Here is a 25,011-nt window from a genome sequence, read left to right on the forward strand (position 1 = left end):
CCTTCGTTATCGCGCTGCCAAGCCGGAAAGCGGCGGGCCTTCCCTGTGCAGCGCCTCGTGCCAATTCTTTAGGCCCGGGGCGAGAGCTTTGCAACAGAGCGACGCCCGCCGGTTGGCGGGCGGGAATTGCTAGGGCGGGAACATGCCTGAATTAGGGCAGCGTCAGTTCGAGGCGAGTGCCACCGGCCGCGCGGCGACGAAGCGCGTATGGGGCAGGCCTGTGGGGAAATCGCCAACGCCCATGACGGTGACATAGCGGCCCATTTCGGCGGTCGGGTCAAAATCGGCTTCGTCATGATCCCACATGATGGCGAAGTGGTCCGAGGTGATGGCGGCGGGCGCGGTGAAGACCTCGGCAATGTGCTCGAGATCGGGCGCGATCATGTCGGGGCTGCGCATGGCGCCGGCCACGGGACGCTTGGCGATATGCTCGGCCAGGGCCGCAGCAACCGGCTCGTTCTGCTGGGCAGCGCCAAAGGTGCCGCTGAAGAGATTGCCCAGGGCGCCGGCGACCGGCTGGCCGCCCAGCGAAGCGGTACGCAGGCCCGTGGCTGCCGTCAGCGGCGGCACGATGGGCAGGCGTGAAGCGGGAGCGGGCGGAACGGCGGCCGTGGTTTCGCGGGCAATGATCATCTCGAGCGCACGCTGGGCGTCGGGCGCCTGCGGCATGGGGGCGAGATAGGCAGTCATGACGTCGGGCTGAGGCTGCTCGGTCATGATGAGGCGCGGCTGCGGGAAGGGCGCGGTGAGAGCGGCGAGGGCCGTGACGGCGTCGCCCGAAGGCAGGGCGCTGGCGGTGGCGACCTGGAGGGCCTGCGACTTCATCGCAGGAACAGGTGCCAGAGACGTGGTGGCCAGTTCCGCGGGATCGAGCGGCGTACTGCCGGTGGTGGCGAAGGGCAGCGGCACGGCCGTTTCGGCGGGTGCCGCGGCAACCGGCGCAATGGCGCCAAGCGCGGCCGGACGGGGTGCGGGAATGGGCGCGGAGCGCGGCGTCGCGGCCTGCGGCGCAAGGGCCGCCACCTGGACGGGCGCCGATGCGGCGGCATTGACGCCGGCGGGCTGGCTGCCGCCAAAGAAGAGGTCCATCAGCGTACGGCCACCACCGCCTTCGGCCACCTGGGTGCCCGAAGAGCTGCTGCCGCCATTGCAGGGATAGGCATGGCAGCGCTTCCACTCGGCCATGGCGACCTGGTAGCCCTCCTGCGAGAGGGGCTTGCCATCGGAGGGCAGATGCATGGTGCGGCCGTCAGGGAAGATGTCCTTGAGCTGGGCGCGGGTCATGCGCGGCCAGGCGCGGACCGAACCGGTATCGAGATGGACAAAGGGACTGCCGGAGGTGGGGTAGTAGCCGACGCCGCCCACCTGCTTGCGCATGGCGGCCGCGCGCAGCTTGGCCAGGGGTACGCCAGGAATGAAGAAATCCATGGCGGTGCCGCGCATATGCTGGGAATTGTCGGCGACGCCGGAGGACTTGCCGGCCAGCATGGCATTGGTGGCAGGCGAGCGATAGGCCGAGACGATGTTCACCGGCTGGGTGCCACCGACATCCTGATAGACTTCCCACACCAGATCGAACAGGCGCGGATCCATCTTGGTGGGCTCGTTGCGGCGCCAGTCACGCAGGAACTGGTTGAGCTCGTTGAGCCCGGATTGGACATATTGCCCATTGCGCTTGAAGACGATGCGAGCCGTCTCCTTGGTATGGGTGTAATAGAGGTAGAGGGCGCGTTCGGACGCGGCCGCCGCAGGCAAAACTGCCTGAGGGAGGATGACGGTGATGCTCATAAGGGCGGCGAACACGAGCCGCGCGATATGGTGCCGTTGCAAAAAAGAAGTCCCCGCCACGCTATACTCTGCCCGGTTATTTCCAGTTGTCATCGCATTTTAGCGCAAACAATCATCGATTTTATTAACGCTAGCAAGAATGATGACAGCCGGTTCCGGGCCCTCACCCTCATTTCAATAAGGGCAAAAACGGGCGCAACCAAGGCGAAATTGTAAAGCAGAGGTTAAGGGGGATGGCCCGTCCGGGCGTGGATGCCGCCGGGGCAGGGCGGGGTTTGCGTGCGGTGAGGCGCGCTTATCCGACGCAGAGGATCGGCCTCTCCCGCAGGGGAGAGGCAAAGACCGTCAGGGGGAAAGTTCTTCGACCGGCGCTGCCTCGGCGATGATCTCGGGGGCAAAGGCGGGCTTGTCGAGGCCCATGGCGGCGATCAGGCTGGCATTGTGGCCATAGACGTCGCCGAAGGACTTGAGCGCGCCATCGGCATCCACCCGCAGGGTGAAATAGGCGATGTGCACGGGGATCTGCTGTTCCGGATTCACCCAGCGCTCGGAGGCGCCGAACATGGCTTCGAGCGAGGCGCGGCTGATATTGGGCTCATTGGCCATCAGCGCATCGGCGAATTCCATCGGATTGTGCACGCGAACACAGCCATGGCTGAAGGCGCGGACCGAGCGGGCGAACAGCGACTTGGACGGGGTGTCGTGCAGGTAGACGTCATGCTTGTTGGGGAAGAGAAACTTGATCTGGCCCAGGGCATTGCCGGGGCCGGGGCGCTGGCGCACGCGGAAGGGGAAATTGGTGGTGCTGACCTGGGACCAATCGACCTGCCAGGGGCTGACGGCCGTGCCGTTATAGAGCAGGTCCATGTTCTGGTTGTCGATATAGCCCGGATTGCGCAAGACGGCCGGCGCCACCTCGCCACGGATGATCGAGCTGGGCACGTTCCAATAGGGGTTCACCACGATGTGGCGGATATTGTCCGAGAAGACGGGCGTCTGGTTTTTCACCGTGCCGACGACTACGCGGGTCGTATAGGCTTCCTGGCCGTCGCGATTGATGGCGAGCCGGAATTCGGGAATGTTGACCAGAACGTTGAAGGCGCCCAGGTCGCGCGGCATCCAGCGCCAGCGCTCCATATTGGCGACGATATCGGCGCGCGTCACCGGCACGCCACCATTGAGCGCGGCGAGGGTGGCGGGGCCCATGACACCATCGACCTCGAGATCCTGACTGCCCTGGAAGGCCTTCATGGCCTCCACCAGCGCATCGTCATAGTCGAGGCCGTCGACCGGGGAGAGGCCGAGGCGGGCGCGCAGCGCGGGGACGCGCGGATCGCTCATGCCGGGCTTGAGGGTAGGACCTTCGCCAATGGGGGTGGGGCGGTCGAGATCGGTCTCCTCAAAGGTCGCGAGGGCAGCCTTGAGGGCGAGGAATTCGGGATGGGCCGGCTCCAGCGCGCTCAGGACGGCAACCGGATCGGGGCTGGTGGCCAGCTGCACCAGGAGCGAGGCCTCATCGAGCTTCTTGGGCGCGACATCGAGGTTGGCGCTGATCGACTGCGGATCGATGCGGCCGGAATAGAGGTGGTTGGCATAGCGCAGGGCGGCGGCGGAGAAGGCGGTCTCGAGCGCGGCGAGCTTGAGCGCGTCGCCCTTGGCGCCGGCCGGGTTGAGGTCGGGCGTCAGATAATCCTGGGGGCGCAGGCCCTCGGTCTCGGCGGCTTCAAAGAGCTTAAGGATCTTCTGGGCCGGCTCGGAGAAGATGACGTCGCCATTGGGCGCAGCGTCGAGCCAGATCGGTTCGAAATGGCGGCTGCCATAGAAGAAATACAGCTTCTGCGCCTCGCCATAGGCGGCGCCATCCCTGGAGGCGCCGTAATAGGCGGTGGAGAGCCCGGCCTTGATGGTCTGGCCGAGGGCTGTCTGGGGTGGCGCGATGATGATCGGGCTGGCGGCAAGACCGGCCATTTCCTGGCCGGAAACAGGCAGGACACTACCGGAGCCGAGCAGAGCGGCAAGCAGGCAGACCAGGATCTTGTTCATCAAAGCTCCATGCACGGCATCAGCGCCAAACGGCCGCTCCACCTCGCCCTGCACCGGACTCAGCGGGCCATTCCGCGCGAAAAATCAATACTCTGCAAACCTTAACGGGAGCAATCACTCGCAAAGTTGTGAGCATGATTTGTGGTGCGAATGCCACGCATTTTGCGGGTCCACTTTCAAGACCAAGCACAGGTCAAACGGGCCGGCTGCAGTGCAGCCCTTCGAGGAGCCCGTGCCCGAGCGCGTGTCGATGGCGCGCCGCTCGCCTTATGCCGCGGGGTGCTCGTTTCGTGGGTCACTGCGGAAGACCAGCGCGCAGTCGCCGGGCAGGATCCAGAACTGTGTCGGGTCGAGCGGGCGGCGGCCGGCCCCGTCATAGTCGGGATGCTCGCTCGACCAGGCGGGTGTCCAGCGGTGGCCATCGGCAGGGGCCAGCAATGGCTCTGCCAGGGCGCCGAACTGGAGGTCCCGGCCCAGGTTGAGCAGAAGCAGGCGGTGTCCGGCCGGATCGGGGGTTGTATAGCGGATGAGCAGGGCCTGTTCGCCGATGACGGCGCCATCGATCCAGCGCTTGCTGGTCTGGGAGAAGGTCGGGTCCTGCCGCCGCATAAGCAGCAGATCACGATGCAGCGCGAGGAGGCCCGCGTGGTGCGTTGCCTCGGACCAGTCGAGCTTGCTCTGCGCAAATGTCGCCGGATCGGAAGGATCAGGCAGCCTGGCCTGCATGTCGGGGTCGAGGACGCTGGGAAAGTTGGCCAGCGAGGCGCGGCGGCCATTGGCGACAGCGCGAGCGTCTTCGCCCTCGACGCCGAAGAAGTAGAGAAACGGGTTGGTGGCGCCGAATTCCTGCCCCTGAAACAGGCAGGGGGTTTGCGGCCCCAGCAGCAGGAGGCTCGTCACAGCGCGCAGCCGGGCCGGGGACATGAGGCTCGGGAGGCGAAAGCCGCGCGCGGAATTGGCGACCTGGTCGTGGTTTTCCAGGAAGTGCACGAAATGCTCGGGCGGTGTGGACAGATTGTAGGTGCCGTAGGCCTTGTCGCGCATGTCCGAGCGCTGCCCCTGGTAGAGGAAGCCGTATTTGAGCGCCGAGACCAGTTCCTGGGGCGTGCCGAGATAGTCGCGGTAGTAGAAGTCGTTGTGGCCGGTGACCGCCACCCGGACGGCGTGCTGGAAATCATCGCTGACCATGGCATCGACGCCATACCCGCCGCGATCGGGCGGGTCGATCATCAGGTGTTCCTGGGGCTGGTTCTCCACCACGATATAGAGCTTGCGCGACCCTGCGGCGGCGCGAATGGCGCGGGTGATCTCGGCGATGATGTGATCGTCGCTGGCATCGAACATGGCCTGTGCGGCGTCGATGCGGAGGCCGTCGATGTGGAAGTCCTCGATCCAGTAGACGGCGTTGCCCACGATGAAGTCGCGCACCCGTCGGGCGTGTTCGCCATCATAGTTGAAGCTGGCACCCCATTCGTTGTCGTAGCGCGTCGTGAAATAGTGCTCGCAATATGCGCGGTAGTGGTCACCGATGCCCACATGGTTGTAGACCACGTCGAGGATGACCCCGATGCCATGGGCATGCGCCTGGTCCACAAAGCGCCGCATGTCGTCGGGTGAGCCATAGGCTGCAAAGGGCGCGTAGGGCAGGGTGGTGTCATAGCCCCAGCCAAAGCGGCCCTTGAAGGTGGCGACCGGCATGACCTGAATGACGGTCACCCCCGTCTGGCGCAGCGCTTCGAGCCGGGTTGCCGCGGCCTGCCAAGTGCCTTCGGCCGTGAATGTGCCGATATGCAGTTCGTAGAGGACCTGGTCGCACCGCTCGACGCCCGGCCAGGCGGCATCGGTCCAGGAAAAGTCGTTGGCGACCACCATGGAGGGGCCGTCATTGCCATCCGGCTGGCAGCGGGAGGCCAGGTCGGGAAGGCGCGTGCCGCCATCGATGTGGAACCAGTAGCGCGCGCCGGGGTCGATGCCGGGGAGTGCGGCGCTGAAATAGCCGTCACCGACGGGCTCCAGCGGGAACTCGCCATGCCCCTCGACCTCCACCACGGCAGAGTGGTGTCCAAGCGCCCAGAGCGTAAAGCGTGTGCCGCCAGGGAAAGGCACGGCGCCAAGGGAGTCGGGACGAAACATCTCTGGTGTGCCAATCGTTGGAAAGCCCCGGGAGAACGGAGCACCATCCGCTTTGTTCCGGCCGACCCGCGGCGGAGCGAGTGCTGCTGGCCCTAATAGAGGCCACATGGGGCAGTTAAGGTCTCAACGCTTGCCATTGATGTTCTAGACTGGGTGCGACGCGCGCCGTCCCTTCCACGACGACAGACATCGGCATCCCGGCAGCTCCTGCGCGCCGGTGGTTATGCGTGCGCCATACCGTCATTGACCTGGAGATTTCTCACCATGCTTCCACAAGGCACTGCAATCGTCCAACGGGTCAGATCAGGCACGCTTGCGGGGGTCGCCGCCCTGTTGCTGGGCGCGATGAGTCCTGGCCTTGCCGCGGCCCAGGATGACCAGGTGGCGGAGGGGCGCGCGCTGGTGCAGATGTACTGCACCGACTGCCACGCGACCGAATTGACGGGCGAGAGTCCGCATGCCACCGCACCGCGGTTTCGCGATCTGCATCTCCGCTACGATGTCGAGCATCTGGCCGAAGCGCTGGTCGAGGGTATCGTGACGGCGCATCCGGAAATGCCGCAGTTCGAGTTCGACCCCGATCAGGCAATGGCCATCATTGCCTATCTGAAGTCGCTCGAGCCGGCACAGCCTGCCGGCCAATAGTCAGGTCAAGGGGATATCCGCGTTCCCGCCGAAGGACCGGATTGTGCGGGATGAAGCAAAGCCCGGCCAGCCGGGATTGCCGCTGCGGATATAGGTCAGCAGCGAACGGCTCATCATTGTGGCAAGATCGGTAGCGGTCCTGTCGCCTTCGGCCAGCGGTATGCGTGCAAGGTCGCCGAAGACGAAGGGTTCGTCAAAGCCATGCGCGGCTCCCAGGCGCCCGCCTTCAAAGCCTGGAACCCAGGCGAACTCGTAGGCAAAGCCGGCGCCGCCCGCCGCCGCGTGCGCCTCGAGGGTCCTGAGCGCCGGATCGCGATAGATGGCGCGGGAGAGGAATATCTCCTCGTATTGGGTGAAGCTCAGTCCGGGCTGCTCGGCCTCAAGTGCGGCGAGGCATGCCTCGGCCGCTGCTGCATCAAAGCGCGCAATGGAGGCCAGGAGGGTCGCGCGGGTCTCGACCGGCGGCATCATGCCGAAGGCATACCACATGCGGGCTTCGTCCCGCGCCCAGCCGGTGACGACCTGATGGTGGCGGAAGCCTCCGGTGGCGAGGCCGTCGAGCGGATGTCGCTGCAGGCTTGTGCCATCGAGGACGATGCCGAAGGTGCGGCCGCCCGGGGCGTTGCGCTCGCCAAGATGGGTCGCCAGCACCTGTTCCTGTACCGAGAGGATGGTTTCGACGGGCAGGGTGCGCAGCGCGTTCTCGTCGCCCGGCGCCACCCCGGTGCGGTCGAGAAAGTCACTGGCCAGGGCGGTGGCCGTTTCCGGCGCGATGATGCGGCTGGCCGGCCCGCTCATCAGCCAGACGCGGCGATAGAGATGGGCCAAGCCGTCGACGCCGAACAGGGCCGCGATGGTGAAGGCGCCCGAGGACATGCCGACCAGCGTGACATTGTCGGGATCGCCGCCAAAGGCCGCAATATTGTCGTGGACCCAGCGGAGCGCGGCGATGAAATCGAGCATGCCGCGATTTGCGGCGGCGTATTCCGGCCCGAAGGCCGCGCCCAGAGAGAGGAAACCCAGCGCGCCGACCCGCATATTGGGCCGGACCAGCACGACATCGCCCTGAAGTGCGAAGGCTGCCTCGTCGAGATAGCCGCCATGGGCTGCTCCGCCCTGGAAGCCGCCGCCAAAGGCATGAACGATGACCGGGCGCCGCGCGTGATCGGCCGCCGGCGTATAGAGGTTGAGATTGAGGCAATCCTCGCCGGTTTCAAATCCGTCGCCCTTGGGTGCCCAATCCGGAGCGCGGCGCAGGTTCTGCGGCGGCGCCGGGCGGTAGCGCGTAGCATCGACCAGGCCGGCATTGTCCCGTGGCACCGGGGGTTTGAAGCGACGCTGACCCAGAGGCGGCTCCGCGTAGGCAATGCCAAGGAAGCGGTCACCCTTCTCATCGCGCAGCCCGCGATAGGTCGCCTGCCTGCTGTCAATATCGACAATGGTGGCGCTAATCATGCGGCAGGCGTCCCATCCAGCAGGTGGCAGGCGGCCTTCTGTCCGCCGCCCATGTCCCGCATGACCGGCTTTTCCGTCGTGCAACGGGCGAAGGCATGGGGGCAGCGGGTGCGGAAGGCGCAGCCGCTGGGCACGGCATGGGCGCTGGGAATTTCACCCTTGAGCCGTGCCCGTTGGCCGCTTCCCTTGCCTGGGGCAGAGGCAAGCAAGGCCTGTGTGTAGGGATGGGCCGGCGCACCGTAGATGCGATCACGCGGGCCCTGCTCGACGATCTCGCCCAGATACATGACGCCGATCTCGTCGCACATGAACTGCACGACGCGCAGATCATGGGAGATGAACAGCATGGTGGTGCCATGCCGGTCCTGCAGGTCGCGCATCAGGTTGAGCACCTGGGCCTGCACGGACACATCGAGCGCGCTGACCGGCTCGTCGGCGACGATCATTTCCGGATTGGTGGCCAGGGCCCGGGCGATGGCGATGCGCTGGCGCTGGCCGCCGGAGAATTCGTGCGGGTAGCGGTCGAGCGCAGTGCGCGGCATGCTGACCTCGGCCAGCAATCGTTCGGCCGTCTTCAGTTGTTCGGCCGGGTTGCCGATGCCATGCACGAGCTGGGGTTCGACCAAAGTGTCGCGCACGCTCATGCGCGGATTGAGCGAGCCGAACGGGTCCTGAAAGATCATCTGCATGTGCCGCCGCTCGGCGCGCAGATCGCGCGCCGACAGGCCGGCAAGATTGCGACCGCGGAAGCTGATGGCTCCGCTGGTGGGTTCGACGAGGCGCAGCACCAACCGTGCGGTGGTGGACTTGCCCGAGCCGGATTCCCCCACAAGGCCGAAGGTCTTGCCCTTGGGGATGGTGAAGCTGACATCGCGCACGGCCTTGACGGCGCGAAACGACTTGGAGAGTCCCTCGACGGACAGGACGGTCTGGGTGGTCATTGGATGCCCTCCAGCGGGTGCCAGCACCGGGCATCGGTCTGGCCGTGTCGTTCAAGCGCAGGACGGGTCTGGCATTGCGCATCGGCGCGGGTGCAGCGCGGGGCAAAGCGGCACCCCTCGGGCCATTGCCCGACCGGCGGCACGGTGCCAAGGATCGGGGTCAGCCTGGTGCGGCCATCATCATGGGCCGGCACGGCGTCGATCAGGCCGCGCGCATAGGGGTGAGTGGGGGCGTTGACCACATCGGCGCTCAGGCCGCGCTCGACCACGTCACCGGCATACATGACCACCGCCTTCTCGCAGAAGTCCCCGACCACTTCGAGGTCATGGGTGATGAAGAGCATGGCGAGGTTGAACTCGCGGCGCATGTCCTCAAGCAGGTCGAGCACCTGCGCCTGGATGGTGACATCGAGCGCGGTGGTCGGTTCGTCGGCGATGATCAGGGAGGGACCACAGGAAATGGCCAGCGCGATCATCACGCGCTGCCGCATGCCGCCGGACAGTTCGTGCACATAGCCCTTGAGGATGTCGCGGGCGCGGGGAATGCCGACGCGATCGAGCAGTTCGGCGGCGCGGTTGGTCGCCTCGGCGTGGCTCAGCCCCAGATTGTGGCGGAGCGTATCGGTCATCTGCCGGCCGATGGAGAGCGTGGGATGCAGCGCGGTCATCGGCTCCTGGAAGATGAACCCCATATGCCGGCCGCAAAGGCGGCGACGATCCCGGGGCGAGAGCGAGGAGATCACCTTGCCGTTGAGCGTGATCGTGCCGCCGATAACCGCGTTTTCCGGGGCGATGCCCATGATGGCCGAGGCGGTGATGGACTTGCCGCAGCCGCTCTCGCCCACCAGCGCCACGGCCTCGCCCTGGCGGATGGAAAAGGAGACATCGGTGACAATCGGCAGAAGGCCATCGGCATTGCGCAACGAGAGGCTGAGATTGTCGACGTCCAGCACCGTCGGAGCCTGGGGAACCGGCGAGAGGTGATCGGCCGGCAGCGGGGTGAGGTGCGCGGTCATTGATAGCGGATCCGGGGGTCTAGAATGGCGTAGATGAGGTCGATGGCGAGGTTGAGCACCGCCAGGACCAGGGAAATGGTCAGCACGCCGCCTTCGACCAGCGGATAGTCGCGCCGGCCTACGGCTTCGACCAGCATGCGGCCCAGACCCGGCAGGGCAAAGATGATCTCGATGGCGACGGCGCCGCCCAGCATATAGCCGGCGGACAGGCCGGCCACGGTGACCACCGGCATGGCGGCGGTGCGCATAGCATATTGGCCGATCACCTTGCTTTCCGGCAGGCCCTGGGCCCGGGCGGTGGTGATATAGGGTTCGTTGAGCACGTCGAGCATGGACGAGCGCATCATGCGCGTCATCAGGGCGGACTGCCGCACGCCCAGTGCCAGCGCCGGCAGGAAGATGGTCGAAGCGAAGGCGATCAGCCCGGTCGATGGCGGATTGTAGCCGGCCACGGGAAACCAGCGCAGCGTCACCGCAAAGACGAAGATCAGCAGCAGGGCGAACCAGAATTCGGGGAGGGATATGCCCAGCACTGCGGTGGTCACCACGCCCCGGTCGATCGGCTTGTTGCGGTTCATGGCCGAGAGCAGGCCCATGGTGATGCCGATGACCACGGCCAGGGTCAGGGCCACCAGGGTGAGCATGATGGTGACCCCGGCATAGCGCGGGATGATCTGCATGACCGGCTCGCGGAAGAAGATGGAATTACCCAGATCGAGCGTCACGATGCCCTTGAGCCAGAGCAGGAACTGCACCCAGATCGGCTGATCGAGGCCGAGCTGGGTGCGCAAAGCCGCGATCTGTTCGGCGGTGGCCTGGTCGCCCAGCATCATGCCGGCCGGGTCGCCCGGGGACAGGCGCAGCAGCAGGAAGACCAGGATCAGTGGCACGAAGATGGTGGGCAGGATGAGAAGGAAGCGTTTTCCGAGGTAGCGCAGCATGTCAGCGCCTCCGTGCCAGGCGCGGGTCGAGAATGTCGCGCAGACTGTCGCCCAGCAGATTGAGGGCAAGAATGGTGAGCATGAGCGCCAGACCGGGAAAGATGACGATCCAGGGCGCCTGGGCGATGTAGTTGCGCGCCTCGGTCAGCGCGTTGCCCCAGCTGAGTTCCTTGGGGCCGATGCCTACGCCGATGAAGCTCAGGCCCGCTTCGCCGAGCACGGCGGCGGAGAAGATGAAGGAGGCCTGCACCAGAATGGGGGAGCTGACGGCCGGCAGGATATAGCGGGTGAAAAGCCGCAAGGTGGGAACACCCACGGCGCGCGCCGCCTCGATCATCTGCAGTTCGCGCACCACCAGCACCTGTCCGCGCACGATGCGCAAGGACGGGGCGATGAGCACGATGGACAGAGCGGTGATGACGGTGGTCATCGAGGGCCCCATGATGCCGGCGGCGGCGGTGGCGAGAACGATGCCGGGAAAGGCCATGAGCCCATCCACCAGGCGCATCAGGACCACATCGACCTGGCGATAGAAGCCGGAAATGGCGCCAAGCACGACAGCGATGGACATTGAAATGACCGTCACCACCAGCCCGACGAAGAGCGAGGTGCGGCCGCCATGCAGCACCATCCTGAACATGTCGCGTCCGAGATTGTCGGTGCCGAACAGATGCTCGGCGCCGGGCGGAATGAAACGGTCGGCAGGGCTGACCTTGAGCGGGTTGCCCGGCGCCAGAAGCGGTGCAAGCACCGCGCTGAGCGCCAGGATTGCCAGCATGATCATCGACGCCATGGCCGTGGGATTGGCCAGGAGCCGCTGCCAGACCGTCTTGTTGGTGGTGACGAAGGCTTCTTCGTCACCACCGGGCAGGCGGTCGGGAGATGTCGCCTGGATCAGGGTCATGGATCAGCTCTGCGGGGGCGGCGCGACATTGTAGAAGTCGCCGGCACGCGAGGGAATGCGGGCCGGGTTTCCGACGCCCTTGCGGATGCCATACATGTTGGACTCGGTCCCGAACTTGATGAACGGGAACTGGTCATAGGCCAGAACGTGGATCTTCTCGAAGATGGCCTTGCGGGCTTCCGGATCGAGCGTGGTGGCGATTTCCTGCATCAGCGCCATCTTCTCGGGATCTTCCCAGAAGCCGGGATAGCTGGCGTTGAGATAGGCGATCGAGGTCGGATCGACATAGGTGGGCAGGAAGCTCGAGAAGGCGTCCATCTGCGCAGCGTCGGCACGGGCCTGGATGTAGTTGGCCATGGGCGATTCAACGATCTCGACGTTGATGCCGTATTCCTCCAGTTGCTGGGAGGCGGTGATCGCGGTCAGGAAATGCTTCTGGTACTGCTCGGAGGCGACCAGCCAGCGGATGGGTTCGCCATTGTAGTCCGAGGCAGCGAGATACTCGGTGACCTTGTCCGGATTGGGCGTACCGAAGCCCTCGGGCACGCCGGCGGTGGTGTACCAGAACGAGTTGGGATCGGGGATCCAGCTCGGGTCGAGCGTGTAGAATTCGGGATTGCCCACCGAAGCCAGCATGATCGGCTCCATCTCCAGCGCATGGTAGATGGCCCGGCGCAGATTGACGTCGGCGGCCACGCCTTCCTTGGTGTTGAACACCACGGTCAGCGACTGGTTGTTGGCAACCACGACCGCCTCGGTATTGGGGTCGTTCTGCAACGCGTCATAGAAATCGCTCGGCAGCTCGTTGGCGATGTCGATTTCGCCGGTGATCAGCGAGTCGCGGCGCACGGACGCCTCGGGCATCAGGCGGAAGATGATCTGGTCGGCATAGGCGTGCTTCATGCCCGAGGCGCTGGAGCTGGGTTCGCTGCGCGAGGCGTATTCGTCCCAGCGGGTCATGGTGACACCCTGGTCGGGCTGGTATTCGGTGAGCATGTAGGGGCCGGTGCAATCGAGGCCGCGCGTGGCTTCGGTCGGAGAAGCGCCCTCGAGCGAGGCCGAGGACATGATCACGGACTGGGTCCCGGCCAGCAGGCCCGGGACGATTGGGGAGGGCGAGGCCAGCGCGAAGACCACGGTCTTGTCGTCGGGGGCGGTGATGGCGGAGACAGCGCCCTTGAAGGCTGCGCCAATGCCCGCCGATTCCCGGAAGCGTTCGAGCGACGCCACGACATCGGCAGCGGTGAGGGCGGCGCCGGAATGGAATTTCAGGCCGTCGCGCAGCGTCACGGTGAGGCTGGTGCCATCCTCGCTATATTCGAAACTTTCGGCCAGCATGGGCTGGGGGGTCCAGCTCTCGTCGAGACCGAACAGGCCCTCGCAGATCACCCCCGCCGTGGCCCAGTTGACGCCGAAGGTGGTGACCACCGGGTCGGGTGACGGCGCCATCTGGGAGATGCCGATGCGCAGCGTGCCGCCCTGCGGGAATTCCTGGGCCAGTACCGGCTGGGCGACGACCAGCGCCAGGGATGATCCGGCCAGCAGGGCCCCTCGCATGACTTTGTGCAATTTCATTTCCATTCCTCCCTTTGCCCTTAGCGGGCGGTTTGCAGAACAGGCGACGCCAGCGGCGTTTCACCCGGTTCGTTTGGCACAAGGATCTCCAGTCCAAGCACCAGATAGCTCAGGCACTTGCCGTGGGTATCCACGCCAAGGCTGGAATTGACGCCGCCTTCGAGTGCGTCCTCGATGACGAAGTTGAGCGCCCCGAGCCGGGGCAGCTCATAGCGGGTGACCCGTGTGACACCGCGATGGGCGAAGAGCGCCGCGACGCGCTCGGTCGTGACTTCGGCCAGCAGAACCGGCCAGTGGCGCGGCTCGTAGGCGATGACGTTGACGTTGAGCCGATTGCCCTTGTCGCCCGAGCGGCCGTGGGCAATCTGGTGCAAGGCGATGCGGCGCGAGGGCTCGCTCATGGCTCGCCCCCGGCAAAGTGGAAGCCCATTTCGACGAGGTCACGCGGCACCATGTGGGAGAGGGTCCGCACACGCGGCCGCACGCTCTGGCGCACGCCGCCGCCGCCGGCAGGACCGCAGCAATAGAGGGCATTCACCTCTTGTACGGCCCGCTCGACCTCGCGCTGCGAATTGCCGCCAAAGGCAAAACGCACGCGATAGTCGCCGGCCGGGACACTGCCAAACGCGGCAAGAAGATCGCCGTCGTCGCTGTCGAAAGCGCTGACCGTGCCGATGATGTCGGAGCGGTGCCGCACCGGCAGACTGCGCCGGCGCAGCCGCTCATCGATGGTGGTGATGGCCAGCCGCGCCCTAGCGAGTGCATTGGGGCCGGCGTAGGAAATTTCGGCCTCGCCCAGCCAGTCGCCATAGACGCTGACGGTTGCCTTGAGCTTGTGGGGCGCCTGATGTCCGCGCGCGCCGGTGACCCGAACGCGGTCGGGGCCGACCTGCTGCAGTTCAACGCCGGTGATGTCGAGGGTCACATCGGGGGTGAGATAGGCTGCCGGGTCGTGAATTTCGTACAGCAGCTGTTCCTTGACGGTCCGCAGGTCGACCAGCCCGCCGGTCCCGTCCGCCTTGGTGATGACAAAGCTGCCATCGGCGTCTACCTCGGCGATGGGAAAGCCGATATCGGCGGTGTCCGGCACATCCTTGAAACCGGGATCGGCGAAGAAGCCGCCCGACACTTGCGAGCCGCATTCGAGCAGGTGCCCGACCAGGGTTCCAGCCGCGATGCGGTCGAGATCGGTCCAGGACCAGTTGAAATGCGCCACCAGCGGGCCGAGCGCCAGTGCCGGATCGGCGACGCGACCTGTTACCACGACCTGTGCGCCGGAGCGGATGGCGTCGGCGATGGCCCCGGCACCCAGATAGGCATTGATGGCAATGACGTCGCCGTCGAGGCCGGGAAGGCGTCCATCGCCATCCCAGCGCTCCGTCTGGGTCAGGTCCACCCTGCCCACCAGATCGTCGCCGGTGACGATGGCGATCCGCACCGTCCCGAGACCCAGCCGGGTGGCCAGGTCCTGGATGGCTCGGGCCGCCGCCGGCGGATTGGCCTGGCCGAAATTGCCGACGACCACGATGCCCGCGGCGATGCACGGGGCCAGGATCGGTTCGAGAATGTCGTCGAGGAGAGGTTCATAGCCGCGCAGCGGATCCTGACGCTTGGCAATCTGCCCCAGTGCCAGGGTGCGCTCGCCCAGGGTCTCAAAGATCACGGCACCGCCCTCGCCGGCAGCGGCGATTGCGCGCACCACCGATTGCGGAGCGTCGATGCGGTCGCCCGAAAAGCCAGCACCACTGCCAATGCGATACACGATGATCCTCCCTGATCGTCATTATCATCGGTATGATTATCGATAATGTCAACGATGATTGTACGGCTGTGGAGAATTGACTAGATTGAGCCGGTCGGAAGCATGGATTCGAGGTCCGGATGCGGGTTGCCAAGTCGTTGCCGGAACAGGCCAAAAGCTGGGACTCGGTCTATCGCGACCTGCAGCGGCAGATCATTGCCGGACAGCTCCGCCCACGCGAACGCCTGGTGGAAGACGAGATCATCGAACGTACGGGCGCCACCCGCCACGCCGTGCGCCGCGCCTTTGACGAACTGGAACGCGTGGGCCTCGTGGTCCGGCAGCCCAACAAGGGCGTGCAGGTGCGCGACTATTCCATTTCCGAGGTTGAGGAACTCTACGAGATCCGCGAATGCCTCGAGACCCGCGCGGCCACCCATTTCGATCGTCCTGCCGGGCCCGAGCTGGTCGCCCAGCTCACCGATATCGCCACGCGTCACCGGGAGGCCTCGCGCAGCCAGCGCTATGCCGAGGTCTTTTCACTCAATAACGACTTCCACGAAGTGCTGTATCGGGCTGCGGGCAACCAGCAACTTGCAGACGCCATCCTGCACTATACCTTTGCCACCCATCCGATCCGCACCCGGGCCTTTCCCAGCGAGGAACTGCGCGAGATCGCCATCGGCCAGCATTTCGACATGATCGACACGATCGCTCGCGGCGCGCCCGAGGAGCTGGCGGAGATCATCCGCAAGCATATCCAGGGACCGAAGGAATTCTATCTCAAGGCGACCTATATCCAGGGCGCAATCTAGCGTTCACACGCTTATGGGGCGCACGAACTCGTCCCCACCCGCTCCCGGCAGGCGTATCGGCGTGCTCCAAAATGCGCCGCGCACCAGGGACATTTGCGCGGCGAAATGGGCGTTCTGTCGCCCTCCCGACCCCTCCCGAATTTTCCTGCGAGACGACTAGACGCATAAAGCGGAAACACCTATAGGTCATAAAAGTAGCTTATTATGTTTTAGCTGGGAGGAACAGCATGACGTTCAAGAAACTGGTCACTGTCGGAAGCTTATTGGCGATGTCGGCCCTGCTCGCTTCGGCATCGGTTCAGGCGCAGGATTATCCCAGCCAGCCGATCCGGTTGGTGGTGCCATATCCGGCTGGCGGCACTGCCGACGCGGTTGGCCGCGTCTTGAGTGAGGCCCTGACTAAGGTCACTGGCGCCACCATCGTTGTCGACAATCAGGGGGGAGCGTCCGGCACGATTGGAGCCGGGCAGGTGGCGCGCGCGGCGCCGGATGGCTACACGCTGCTGCTCGGTGCCAACAGCATCTTTGCCGTCGTTCCGCATCTGCGCGAACTCGACTTCGATCCCAATGCCGATCTGGTGCCGGTGGCCAAGATCGCGGATTCCACACGCCTGCTGGCTGTGCACCCATCGGTGCCTGCCGAGACGATGGAAGAGTTCATCGCCTATGCCAAGGCCAATCCCGGCACCCTCAGCTATGCATCGTCCGGCAACGGGTCGACCCCGCAGATCCTGACGGAAATCTTCAAGTCGGCCGCGGGGGTGGATATCCAGCATATCCCATATGGCGGGGCCGGTCCGGCGATGAACGGACTGCTGTCGGGCACGGTGCAGATGATGATCGACACGGTCGTGATCTCGCAGGCGGAAAGCGGCGCCCTGCGCGGCCTCGCCGTCTTCGGCAATGCCCGCATTCCCGGACTGCCGGACGTGCCCACCATGGTCGAGGCCGGCTTCACGGATCTGCGCAGTGCCGGCTGGACCGGTCTGTTTGCGCCAAAGGACACGCCGCCCGAGATTGTCGAGATGCTGAGCATGGCCATCAGCGGGCTTTATGCCGACGAGGCCTTCATCGACCGGCTGACCTCGGTGGGTGTGGACCCCGATTTTCAGGATCCGCGCATATTCGCGGACAGTCTGGCGGTTGATTTCGCGTATTTTGGCGACGTCATCAAAGCTGCCGGCATCACGGAAGAATAAAAGTGTTCGACGTCACGACAGCGAAGGAGCGGGGGGTAACCCTGCTCCTCGCACCTTCGCTGGGTCGCGGAGCCGAGGATTTCACGACGGTTGCGGCGGGTTTGCGGGCGCTGGGCCATCGGGTCGTCGCGCCAGAGCCCTTCGGCCTGGCGGCGGGTGAAGATGTCGCTTCGGCCAATCTCGAGACGCTCGCTTCGCACCTTCTGAGTGCCGCACCGCAGGATAGTGGGCCGCTGGTTGTGGTCGGCCATGCCTTCGGAAACTGGGTGGCGCGCATGGCCGCGGTCATGAGTCCGCAGCGCGTCGTTGCCGTCGTCCTGCTGGCGGCAGCGCGCCGGGTGATCCCCGCGGACATCAGGCCCTCCATCGACGGGAGTTTCGATCCCCAGCTGAGCGAAGCAGACCGGCTCGGGCATCTGCAGCGGGCCTATTTCGCATCAGGCCGGGATGCGCGGCCCTGGTTGGCGGGCTGGCATCCTGAACTGGCCGCCGCACAGCGCCTGGCGGCGGCGCGGAGCGACCGGGCAAAGTGGTGGCATGCGGGGGGCGTCGTGCCGATCCTGGATATCCAGGCCGCACAGGATGCGATTGCCCCCGCCAGCCAGGCCATGGAACTGCGCGACGAGCTTGGCGATCGGGTCACCGTCGTCACAATAGACAATGCCGGGCATGCGCTGCTGCCCGAGCAGCCCGTTGAGGTCGCCGAGGCCATCGATGCCTTTGTGCGCCGCCTTCATATTCCGGAGATTGCCAGATGAGCGCCTTGAGCAAATTGCGGGACAAGGACGTCCTGTCCGGAGCGATCTTCTCCGGAGTGGGCATCTGGTTCACGGCGCAGTCGCTCAGCCTGTCCATGGGATCGCTGCGATCCATGGGACCCGGCTATCTGCCGGTGGCGCTTTCGCTGCTGCTGCTCGTTTTTGGGGTCGCGGTGCTGCTGCGCGGCGTGCTGCGTGGCGCCGGTGGCATCGCCGGCATACCGCTGCGCGGGCTGGCGGCCGTGATCGGGGCGCTGTTGATCTTTGCCTTCTGCGTGCGCGGCGCGGGCCTGGGACCCACAGTGTTCGTCATGGTGCTGGTGACCTGCCTCGGCAGCGTAAAAGCCCGGCCGATTCCCAGCGTCATTCTTGCCGCGGGTCTCGCCGTCTTCAGCTGGGCGGCGTTCATCTGGGGGCTCGGACTGCCGCTCAGCATGATCGGTCCATGGCTGGGAGGGTATTGAGCCATGAGCATCGACCTGTTTGCCAATCTCTCCGTCGGGCTGTCCGCGGCCTTTTCGCTGGACAACCTGTTCTACTGTTTCGCCGGCGTGCTGCTGGGGACGCTGATCGGCGTGCTGCCGGGCATCGGCACGGTAGCGACCATTGCCATGCTGTTGCCGGTGACCTTCGGCCTGCCGCCGGTCGGCGCGCTCATCATGTTGTCCGGCATCTATTATGGGGCCCAGTATGGTGGCTCGACCACGGCCATCCTGATCAACCTGCCGGGGGAAAGTTCCTCGGTGGTGACGGCCGTCGATGGCTACCAGATGGCGCGAAACGGACGGGCAGGGGTGGCGCTGGCCACGGCGGCCATTGGCTCGTTCTTTGCCGGCACGGTGGCGACAATCCTGCTGGCGCTGTTTGCTCCGCCGCTGGCGGCGGTGGCGCTGACCTTCGGGCCGGCCGAATATACCTCGCTGATGGTGCTTGGCCTGTTCGCCTCGATCGCACTGGCATCGGGATCTTTGCTCAAGGCCTTTGCCATGATGCTGATGGGGCTGCTGCTCGGACTGGGTGGACAGGACATCTATACGGGCGCCCAGCGCTTCACCCTCAACATGATCGAGTTGATCGACGGCTATGAATTCATCGCCATCGTCATGGGCATGTTCGGCATTGCCGAGGTGATCCGCAATCTCGAGGACGAAAGCAGCCGTTCGGTGCTGTCGACCAAGATCAAGAACCTGTTCCCCAGCCGGGCGGATCTGCGCGAGATGGCCGCCCCCGTGCTGCGCGGCACCGCGCTCGGGTCTATCCTGGGAATCCTCCCCGGTGGCGGGGCGATGCTGTCGTCATTTGCCTCCTATGCGCTGGAGAAGAAGCTCTCCCGCAAGCCCGAAACCTTCGGCAAGGGGGCGCTGGCCGGGGTTGCCGGGCCGGAAAGCGCCAACAATGCCGGGGCACAGACCTCGTTCATCCCCATGCTCACACTGGGCATTCCATCCAATCCGGTCATGGCGCTGATGATCGGTGCGCTGATCATCCAGGGCATCACGCCCGGCCCCAATGTGGTGACCGAGCAGCCCGTGCTGTTCTGGGGGCTGATCGTCTCGATGTGGCTGGGCAACCTGATGCTGGTGGTGCTGAACCTGCCCCTGGTCGGCATCTGGGTGAAGCTGCTGAGCGTGCCCTATCACTTCCTGTTCCCGGCCATTGTCGTGTTCTGCTCGGTGGGTGTGTTCAGCGTCAACAATGCCAGTTTCGACGTGACGCTGATGGCCGTGTTTGCAGTCATTGGCTATGTGCTGGTCAAGCTCGACTGCGAGCCCGCGCCGCTGCTGCTCGGCTTTGTGGTCGGCCCGATGCTCGAGGAGAATATCCGGCGTGCCATGCTGGTCTCGCGCGGCGATCCGATGATCTTCATCGAGCGGCCGATTTCCGCAGGCCTGCTGATCATCGCCGCCATCGCCATTGCCGCGGTGACGCTCCCCGCCATCCGCAAGGGCCGCGAACAGGCCTTCAAGGAGGAGTGACGCTGCTCGTGGCTAAACCTCTAAAGCCAGTCTATTGGTTGTAACTGACTTGCCGGCATCGTAGATTGAGGCGGTCGAGACGAACCCGGGACATTTCAGTGAATACCAAGCCAGCGACGGCCACAGTCGATTTTGGGAAGAGCGCCGTTTCTCGCTATATCCAGCTTGCGACCCTGTTCAAGCGGCGCATCGAATCCGGGCAGTGGCCGGTCGGCAGCCAGATCCCCACGGTGGATGAGCTGGCGATCGAATGCGGCGTGGCGCGGGCCACGATCCGGCAGGCGCTGGACCAGCTGGAAAAGGAAAACCTGATCGAGCGGTTTCGCGCCAAGGGCACTTTCGTGCGCAGCCGGCCGCAGGAAGCGCTGTGGTGTGCGGTGGCGACCGACTGGTCGGGCCTGCTGCGCCCCAGCCACGATGCCCGCATCGAAATCCTGACCGATCAGCGTGACCGCGACTTGCCTGACCTGCCCTATATGATCGGCAATGCGGCACCCAAATACCGGCACCTCAACCGCCGCCACTGGCGCGAGGGCAAGCCATTCCTGCTCACCGAGCTCTACATTGATGAGCGGCTTTCGGACCGGATCACGCAGAACGACCTGGAAACCAAGACGGCCCTGCGTCTGGTGGCGGATGTGCCGGGCGTCGAGATCGTCGATGCGCAGCAGACGCTGACGATCCGAAGCGCGGACATGGACATGGCCAAGGCGCTCGACATTGCCATCAACGCGCCGGTCGCCTTCGTCTATCGCCGTGCGGTGGACCAGACGGGCACGGCGGTGCTGGTCGCCGAGGGCGTCTATCGCGGCGATGTGGTGCGCTTCGACGTCAAGTTGCGCTAGCCGGCGCGGCGAAAGCCGAAGCCGGTCGCCCTTTCGACCTCATCAAGGGCTTTGACGGCTTCCTCTCGGTCCTGCCTGGCATGCCAATAGAGCGGACCGCCTTCCCAGGCCGGAAAGCCATAGCCGTGGACCAGGGCGACATCGATGTCGCCGGCCCGCTGGGCCACACCATCCTGCAGGACGAGCTTTGCCTCATTGACGATGGCCGCCATGGCGCGGCGCTGAATTTCTTCGGCATGGAAGGCGCGCCGGACGGCAACCGCTGAATTCGCCTCGATCAATGTTGCGACGGCGGAGTCGACATGGCGCTGCCCGCGCTCGTCGTAGCGATACCAACCGGCGCCTGCCTTGCGGCCCAGCCGGCCGGCTTCGCAGAGGCGGTCGGGGATCGTGACATAGCGTTCGCGCGGATCGCGCGTGGCCGCCAGGCGCTGGCGCGTTTTCCAGGCGATATCGAGCCCGGACAGGTCCGATACTGCGAATGGTCCCATGGCGAATCCGAAGGCTTCGAGGGCAGCATCGACCTGTTGCGGGCTGGCGCCTTCTTCGACCATGAACTCGCATTGCCGGCGATAGGCGGAATAGATGCGGTTGCCGATGAAGCCCTCGCCCAAGGCAGAGACCACGGCAATCTTGCCGATCTGCCGCGCCAGTTTGAGCCCGGTGAGCAGCGCCTGATCCGATGTCTTTGGCGTGCGCACGACCTCCAGCAGCTTCATCACATTGGCCGGGCTGAAGAAATGCAGGCCAATGACCGATGCGGGCCGCTGCGTCGCGGCGGCGATGGCCGCAATGTCGAGGTAGGAGGTGTTGGTGGCAAGGATCGCGTCAGGGCGCGCGACGGCGTCGAGCCGGGCGAAGAGATCCTGCTTGATGGCAAGATCCTCGAAGGCTGCCTCGATGATGAGATCGCAATCGCGCAGGTCGGCCAGTGCGATGCTGCCGGCGAGGGCCGCGCGCCGGCTGGTGCTGCATCGCCCGCTCGCGACGTCGGCCGCCAGTGTCTTCTCGATGCGGTCGATGCCGCGCGAGAGGGCTGGCTCGTCCTGTTCGATGAGCTGAACAGTCAGGCCGGCATTGAGCAGGCAGACGGCAATGCCCGCGCCCATCGTTCCGGCCCCGACCACGCCAACGGTGTGGATGGGGAGAGGGGCGACGCCCGCAAGGCCATCCACCCGACCGGCCTCGCGTTCGGCAAAGAACAGGTGGCGGAGCGCAGCGGCTTCATCGCTGGAGCGCAACTGCTGGAACGCGGCGCGCTCGCGTGCCAGCATGGTGGCAAATGGCGCGCTGTTGGCATCGCGCAGCAGCGAAATGGCTTCGACCACATTGGGCCGCTGGCGACCGCGGCGCATTGCCTTGTCGGCGGCCGCGGCGATCTCGGTTTCGCTGGATGACAGCACGGGTGCTTCGCCCAGGCGGCGCTTGGTGTTTCCCAGTGACCGGGCATGAGCGAGGGCGGCGGCGAGCAGGTCGCCATCGGCGAGCACATCAACCAGTCCCAGCGCCAGGGCCTCTGGTGCCGGAACACGCTGGCCGCTGCAGACCAGATCTATAGCCTTGGCCACATTGACGAGGCGGACGAGGCGCTGCGTGCCGCCGGCGCCCGGCACCATGCCGAGCTTTACCTCCGGCAGCCCGACGACCGCATCGGCTGATGCCACCCGGGCGTCGCAGCCCAGCGCCAGCTCGAAGCCACCGCCCAAGGCGGCGCCATGGATGGCAGCGACGACGGGGATGGGCAGAGCCTCGATGGCGGCGATCACCGCCGGCAGTTGCGGCTCTTCCAGCGGCGCGCCGAATTCGCGGATATCGGACCCCGCGACGAAGGTCCTGCCGGCGCCGACGATGACCACGCCCGTGGCGGCGCTGCCGACCAGGTCGCCAAGCCGGTCCAGCAAGGCCTCCCGAACTGCCCGCGACCCGGCATTGACGGGCGGATTGTCGATGACGATGACCGCGATATCATCCTCGAAGCGCAGCCTGACCGGACTGTCCGTCATTGCCCGCTCCAGACCGGGGCACGCTTTTCAACGACGGCGCGGGTGGCCTCGCGCGCGTCGGCGGTGCGCATCAGGCGGGTGCTGAAAACCTGTTCGCCGGCATAGCCTTCCTCCACCGGGAGGAATTCTGCGGCGTTCATCGATTGCTTGCCCAGGCGCTGACCGAGCGGCGCCTTGCTGGCAATCAGGGTCGCCAGTTCCATGGCGCGGGTCATCAGCGCTTCGGCGTCCACGATCTCCTGCACGAAGCCGAAGCGCCAGGCGTCCTCGACACCCAGTGGCAGACCGGTGAACACCATGTGGCGCAGCACGCCCTGCGGCAGGTGACGCCCCAGATGGGCCGTGCCGCCGCAGCGACCCACATTGATCTCGGGCAGGCTGAAGCGGGCATTGGCGCTGGCCAGGCGAATATCGGCTACGGAGGCGAGAACGCAGCCGGCTCCCAGGGCCGGACCATTGACGGCTGCAATGACCGGAACATCGCAGTGGCGGACCGCAGCAAAGCACCGGCGCACGATGGCGGCACGCTCGGCGTCACTGTCGGGCGTTGCCGCCAGAAATTCGTGCAGGTCCAGTCCGGCACAGAAGGCCTTGCTGCCCGCGGCCGTCAGCACGACGCAGCGCACGTCGAGCCGCTCGGCGAAGCTCTCGAACAGCGCGGCAATCTCGCCATAAAGCGCCATGGTGAGGGCGTTGACAGGTGGACGGTCAAGGGAGACGACGGCGATGCCGTCGGCGATGGTGAGCTGGAGAGCCGTCATTGGCCAAGTCCTTGCGTCTGGCGAGAAGGGGAGTCGAACCCGTAGAGGTCAGCGGGGTTGTGCACGAGAATGCGCTGGGCCAGCGCTGCGTCGTGCCCGGTCCACTCGGCAAACAGATCGAGCAGGTGACCGACATCGGGGCGGGCCTCATCGAGGCGCACATGCGGCCAGTCAGATGCCCAGAGCAGGCGTTGGGGATTGGCGGCGACCAGGGCATCGTGGAAGCGCCGTATATCGGGGTAGTCAGGCACCTGTTGCGATGCCCGGCAGAGCGCCAGCTTGACCCAGACCTCGCCCTCGGCAAGCGCGGCGAGCACGGCCTCAAAGGCAGTGCCGGTGACGCCCGCGGCGGTGTCGAACCGCGCCATATGCTCGAGCACGATGGGCAGGCCGAGCTGTGCGAGCGCCGGCCTGTGTTCCGCAAATGTCGCCGCATCGCACCAGAGCTGCGCATGCAGGCCGATCTCTGCCATGGCAGGCGCGAGATCATGCAGGTCCTCAAAGCCGGCTGCGCCGGGAAAGCGGTTCGTTCCGCCCGGCAGGTCCAGATGGACGAAGCGCAGACCCACGATACCGGCTGCCTTGAGTGCTGCCAGGTGGTCCTGACCGGTGCCGGCAAGGGCCGTGCCGATGCCGCGCAGTGTCGCCGGCGCCTCTGCGATGGCCTCGATGATGGCGCCACAATCGTCTCCGTAAGGCGCAGGCTGGACGAGGACGGCGCGGGATAGCCCGGTTTCGTCCAGCATCTGGCGATGCCGCATCGCATCGGCATCGGGAAGCAGATAGTGGGGCGGGTGGGCGACCGGATAGGCCGAGGGCTGGCCGAATATATGGGTGTGACAATCGCAGGCGCCTGCCGGCGGCGGACTGGCGGGCGAACGGCTCGGCGGGATGGCGACCCGTTCCATCAGGCCCGCGCCTCAAGCGGTGGTGCGATTCCATCGGGCAGCGGGAGCTCATGGGCGTTGAGCGTCATCGCGACCATGGAATAGTAGCCGATGATCGCCGCCAGCTCGACCACGCCAACCACGTCCCATCGCGCCAGCACCAGCTGATAGGTCGGCTCGGAGACGAAGCGGTCGCGCAGCAGTTCGGTGGCAAAGTCATGCACGGCTGCGGTCTCTGCCTCCATATCCGCCGGGCGTTGACCCAGTCTGATGGCATCGATGATCGGTGCTTCCAGACTGGCCCGGATCGCGTCGCGCTCGTGCAGGTGCCACTCGACCTGGCAGTCCCAATGGCGGGCCGTCACCAGGATTGCCAGCTCGCTCAGCCGGGCGGGCAGGCTGGTGCGGTAGCGCAGCAATTCACCGAACTGCTGCCATTTGTCGGCGAGTTCCGGCCGGTGGATGGCCGCGCGCAGGGGGCCGACCAGCATGCCCCGGGGGCCGGACACGACGGCATCGTGGATGCGCTTCTGGTCCACTGTCATGAGGTCGGGGGTAAGGATTGGAATACGCGACATGGGCGCT

General features: G+C 65.6%; 22 protein-coding genes. 7 read left to right on the forward strand and 15 right to left on the reverse strand.

Annotation, left to right across the window (positions count from 1 at the left end; all coding sequences use genetic code 11):
* Positions 1 to 162 precede the first annotated feature (162 nt).
* The 3 genes from ACLI1C_RS17430 to treZ form a co-directional block, all read right to left on the reverse strand.
* Positions 163 to 1,830 carry a DUF882 domain-containing protein gene (locus ACLI1C_RS17430; protein ID WP_411398823.1) on the reverse strand — a complete coding sequence of 556 codons (1,668 nt, stop codon included), beginning with the start codon at positions 1,828 to 1,830 and terminating at the stop codon, positions 163 to 165.
* 303 nt (positions 1,831 to 2,133) lie between these two features.
* Positions 2,134 to 3,831 carry a L,D-transpeptidase family protein gene (locus ACLI1C_RS17435; protein ID WP_411398824.1) on the reverse strand — a complete coding sequence of 566 codons (1,698 nt, stop codon included), beginning with the start codon at positions 3,829 to 3,831 and terminating at the stop codon, positions 2,134 to 2,136.
* A gap of 267 nt (positions 3,832 to 4,098) precedes the next feature.
* Positions 4,099 to 5,964, reverse strand: a complete 1,866-nt coding sequence (gene treZ / locus ACLI1C_RS17440) for a malto-oligosyltrehalose trehalohydrolase (protein ID WP_411398825.1) — start codon at positions 5,962 to 5,964, stop codon at positions 4,099 to 4,101.
* Positions 5,965 to 6,228: 264 nt separating this feature from the next.
* Here treZ and ACLI1C_RS17445 point away from each other — a divergent pair, with 264 nt between their 5' ends.
* A complete protein-coding gene (locus ACLI1C_RS17445) occupies positions 6,229 to 6,609 on the forward strand; it encodes a c-type cytochrome (RefSeq protein ID WP_411398826.1) in 381 nt (126 codons plus the stop codon).
* On the opposite strand, the gene ACLI1C_RS17450 is transcribed toward ACLI1C_RS17445, so the two are convergent.
* The 8 genes from ACLI1C_RS17450 to ACLI1C_RS17485 are packed head-to-tail and all read right to left on the reverse strand — an operon-like array spanning position 6,610 to position 15,203.
* Complete coding sequence (locus ACLI1C_RS17450; protein ID WP_411398827.1) at positions 6,610 to 8,064, reverse strand: carboxylesterase family protein; 1,455 nt, start codon at positions 8,062 to 8,064, stop codon at positions 6,610 to 6,612. It abuts the gene before it with no gap.
* Positions 8,061 to 9,005: an ABC transporter ATP-binding protein gene (locus ACLI1C_RS17455; RefSeq protein ID WP_411398828.1), complete on the reverse strand. Its 945-nt coding sequence runs from the start codon at positions 9,003 to 9,005 to the stop codon at positions 8,061 to 8,063. Before ACLI1C_RS17455 ends, ACLI1C_RS17450 begins: the two co-directional genes overlap by 4 nt.
* The gene (locus tag ACLI1C_RS17460; protein WP_411398829.1) at positions 9,002 to 10,021 is read right to left on the reverse strand and encodes an ABC transporter ATP-binding protein; all 1,020 of its coding nucleotides are present in this window, start codon (positions 10,019 to 10,021) and stop codon (positions 9,002 to 9,004) included. Before ACLI1C_RS17460 ends, ACLI1C_RS17455 begins: the two co-directional genes overlap by 4 nt.
* A complete protein-coding gene (locus ACLI1C_RS17465; RefSeq protein WP_411398830.1) occupies positions 10,018 to 10,962 on the reverse strand; it encodes an ABC transporter permease in 945 nt (314 codons plus the stop codon). Before ACLI1C_RS17465 ends, ACLI1C_RS17460 begins: the two co-directional genes overlap by 4 nt.
* Before the next feature lies 1 nt (position 10,963).
* Positions 10,964 to 11,866 (reverse strand): ABC transporter permease, encoded by a 903-nt coding sequence (locus tag ACLI1C_RS17470; RefSeq protein WP_411398831.1) that lies wholly within the window; start codon positions 11,864 to 11,866, stop codon positions 10,964 to 10,966.
* A gap of 3 nt (positions 11,867 to 11,869) precedes the next feature.
* The gene (locus ACLI1C_RS17475; protein ID WP_411398832.1) at positions 11,870 to 13,441 is read right to left on the reverse strand and encodes an ABC transporter substrate-binding protein; all 1,572 of its coding nucleotides are present in this window, start codon (positions 13,439 to 13,441) and stop codon (positions 11,870 to 11,872) included.
* Positions 13,442 to 13,461: 20 nt separating this feature from the next.
* The gene (locus tag ACLI1C_RS17480) at positions 13,462 to 13,842 is read right to left on the reverse strand and encodes a hypothetical protein (RefSeq protein ID WP_411398833.1); all 381 of its coding nucleotides are present in this window, start codon (positions 13,840 to 13,842) and stop codon (positions 13,462 to 13,464) included.
* Complete coding sequence (locus ACLI1C_RS17485) at positions 13,839 to 15,203, reverse strand: acyclic terpene utilization AtuA family protein (protein WP_411398834.1); 1,365 nt, start codon at positions 15,201 to 15,203, stop codon at positions 13,839 to 13,841. The genes ACLI1C_RS17480 and ACLI1C_RS17485 overlap by 4 nt, the downstream gene beginning before the upstream one ends.
* Before the next feature lie 119 nt (positions 15,204 to 15,322).
* Between ACLI1C_RS17485 and ACLI1C_RS17490 the strand changes: the two genes are divergently transcribed.
* From ACLI1C_RS17490 to ACLI1C_RS17515, 6 genes are all read left to right on the forward strand, one after another.
* The gene (locus ACLI1C_RS17490; RefSeq protein ID WP_411398835.1) at positions 15,323 to 15,997 is read left to right on the forward strand and encodes a GntR family transcriptional regulator; all 675 of its coding nucleotides are present in this window, start codon (positions 15,323 to 15,325) and stop codon (positions 15,995 to 15,997) included.
* Positions 15,998 to 16,224: 227 nt separating this feature from the next.
* Entirely contained in the window at positions 16,225 to 17,196 is a 972-nt protein-coding gene (locus tag ACLI1C_RS17495) for a Bug family tripartite tricarboxylate transporter substrate binding protein (protein ID WP_411398836.1), read from the forward strand.
* A gap of 2 nt (positions 17,197 to 17,198) precedes the next feature.
* Positions 17,199 to 17,954: an alpha/beta fold hydrolase gene (locus ACLI1C_RS17500; protein WP_411398837.1), complete on the forward strand. Its 756-nt coding sequence runs from the start codon at positions 17,199 to 17,201 to the stop codon at positions 17,952 to 17,954.
* Entirely contained in the window at positions 17,951 to 18,418 is a 468-nt protein-coding gene (locus ACLI1C_RS17505; RefSeq protein WP_411398838.1) for a tripartite tricarboxylate transporter TctB family protein, read from the forward strand. Before ACLI1C_RS17500 ends, ACLI1C_RS17505 begins: the two co-directional genes overlap by 4 nt.
* Positions 18,419 to 18,427: 9 nt before the next feature.
* A complete protein-coding gene (locus ACLI1C_RS17510) occupies positions 18,428 to 19,930 on the forward strand; it encodes a tripartite tricarboxylate transporter permease (protein WP_411399074.1) in 1,503 nt (500 codons plus the stop codon).
* 98 nt (positions 19,931 to 20,028) lie between these two features.
* Positions 20,029 to 20,775, forward strand: coding sequence for a GntR family transcriptional regulator (locus ACLI1C_RS17515; RefSeq protein ID WP_411398839.1), 747 nt, complete (start codon positions 20,029 to 20,031; stop codon positions 20,773 to 20,775).
* Here ACLI1C_RS17515 and ACLI1C_RS17520 read toward each other — a convergent pair.
* Genes ACLI1C_RS17520 through ACLI1C_RS17535 form a run of 4 tightly spaced genes read right to left on the reverse strand, consistent with a single transcriptional unit; the run spans position 20,772 to position 25,004 of the window.
* Positions 20,772 to 22,778: a 3-hydroxyacyl-CoA dehydrogenase NAD-binding domain-containing protein gene (locus tag ACLI1C_RS17520; RefSeq protein ID WP_411398840.1), complete on the reverse strand. Its 2,007-nt coding sequence runs from the start codon at positions 22,776 to 22,778 to the stop codon at positions 20,772 to 20,774. The two genes, ACLI1C_RS17515 and ACLI1C_RS17520, sit on opposite strands and share 4 nt — an antisense overlap.
* The gene (locus tag ACLI1C_RS17525; RefSeq protein ID WP_411398841.1) at positions 22,775 to 23,539 is read right to left on the reverse strand and encodes an enoyl-CoA hydratase-related protein; all 765 of its coding nucleotides are present in this window, start codon (positions 23,537 to 23,539) and stop codon (positions 22,775 to 22,777) included. The genes ACLI1C_RS17520 and ACLI1C_RS17525 overlap by 4 nt, the downstream gene beginning before the upstream one ends.
* Positions 23,536 to 24,447 (reverse strand): amidohydrolase family protein, encoded by a 912-nt coding sequence (locus ACLI1C_RS17530; protein WP_411398842.1) that lies wholly within the window; start codon positions 24,445 to 24,447, stop codon positions 23,536 to 23,538. Before ACLI1C_RS17530 ends, ACLI1C_RS17525 begins: the two co-directional genes overlap by 4 nt.
* Positions 24,447 to 25,004 carry a carboxymuconolactone decarboxylase family protein gene (locus tag ACLI1C_RS17535; protein ID WP_411398843.1) on the reverse strand — a complete coding sequence of 186 codons (558 nt, stop codon included), beginning with the start codon at positions 25,002 to 25,004 and terminating at the stop codon, positions 24,447 to 24,449. The genes ACLI1C_RS17530 and ACLI1C_RS17535 overlap by 1 nt, the downstream gene beginning before the upstream one ends.
* Between the last annotated feature and the right edge of the window lie 7 nt (positions 25,005 to 25,011).

It is taken from the genome of Devosia sp. XGJD_8, assembly GCF_046614475.1.
In the GTDB taxonomy this organism is placed as follows: domain Bacteria; phylum Pseudomonadota; class Alphaproteobacteria; order Rhizobiales; family Devosiaceae; genus Devosia.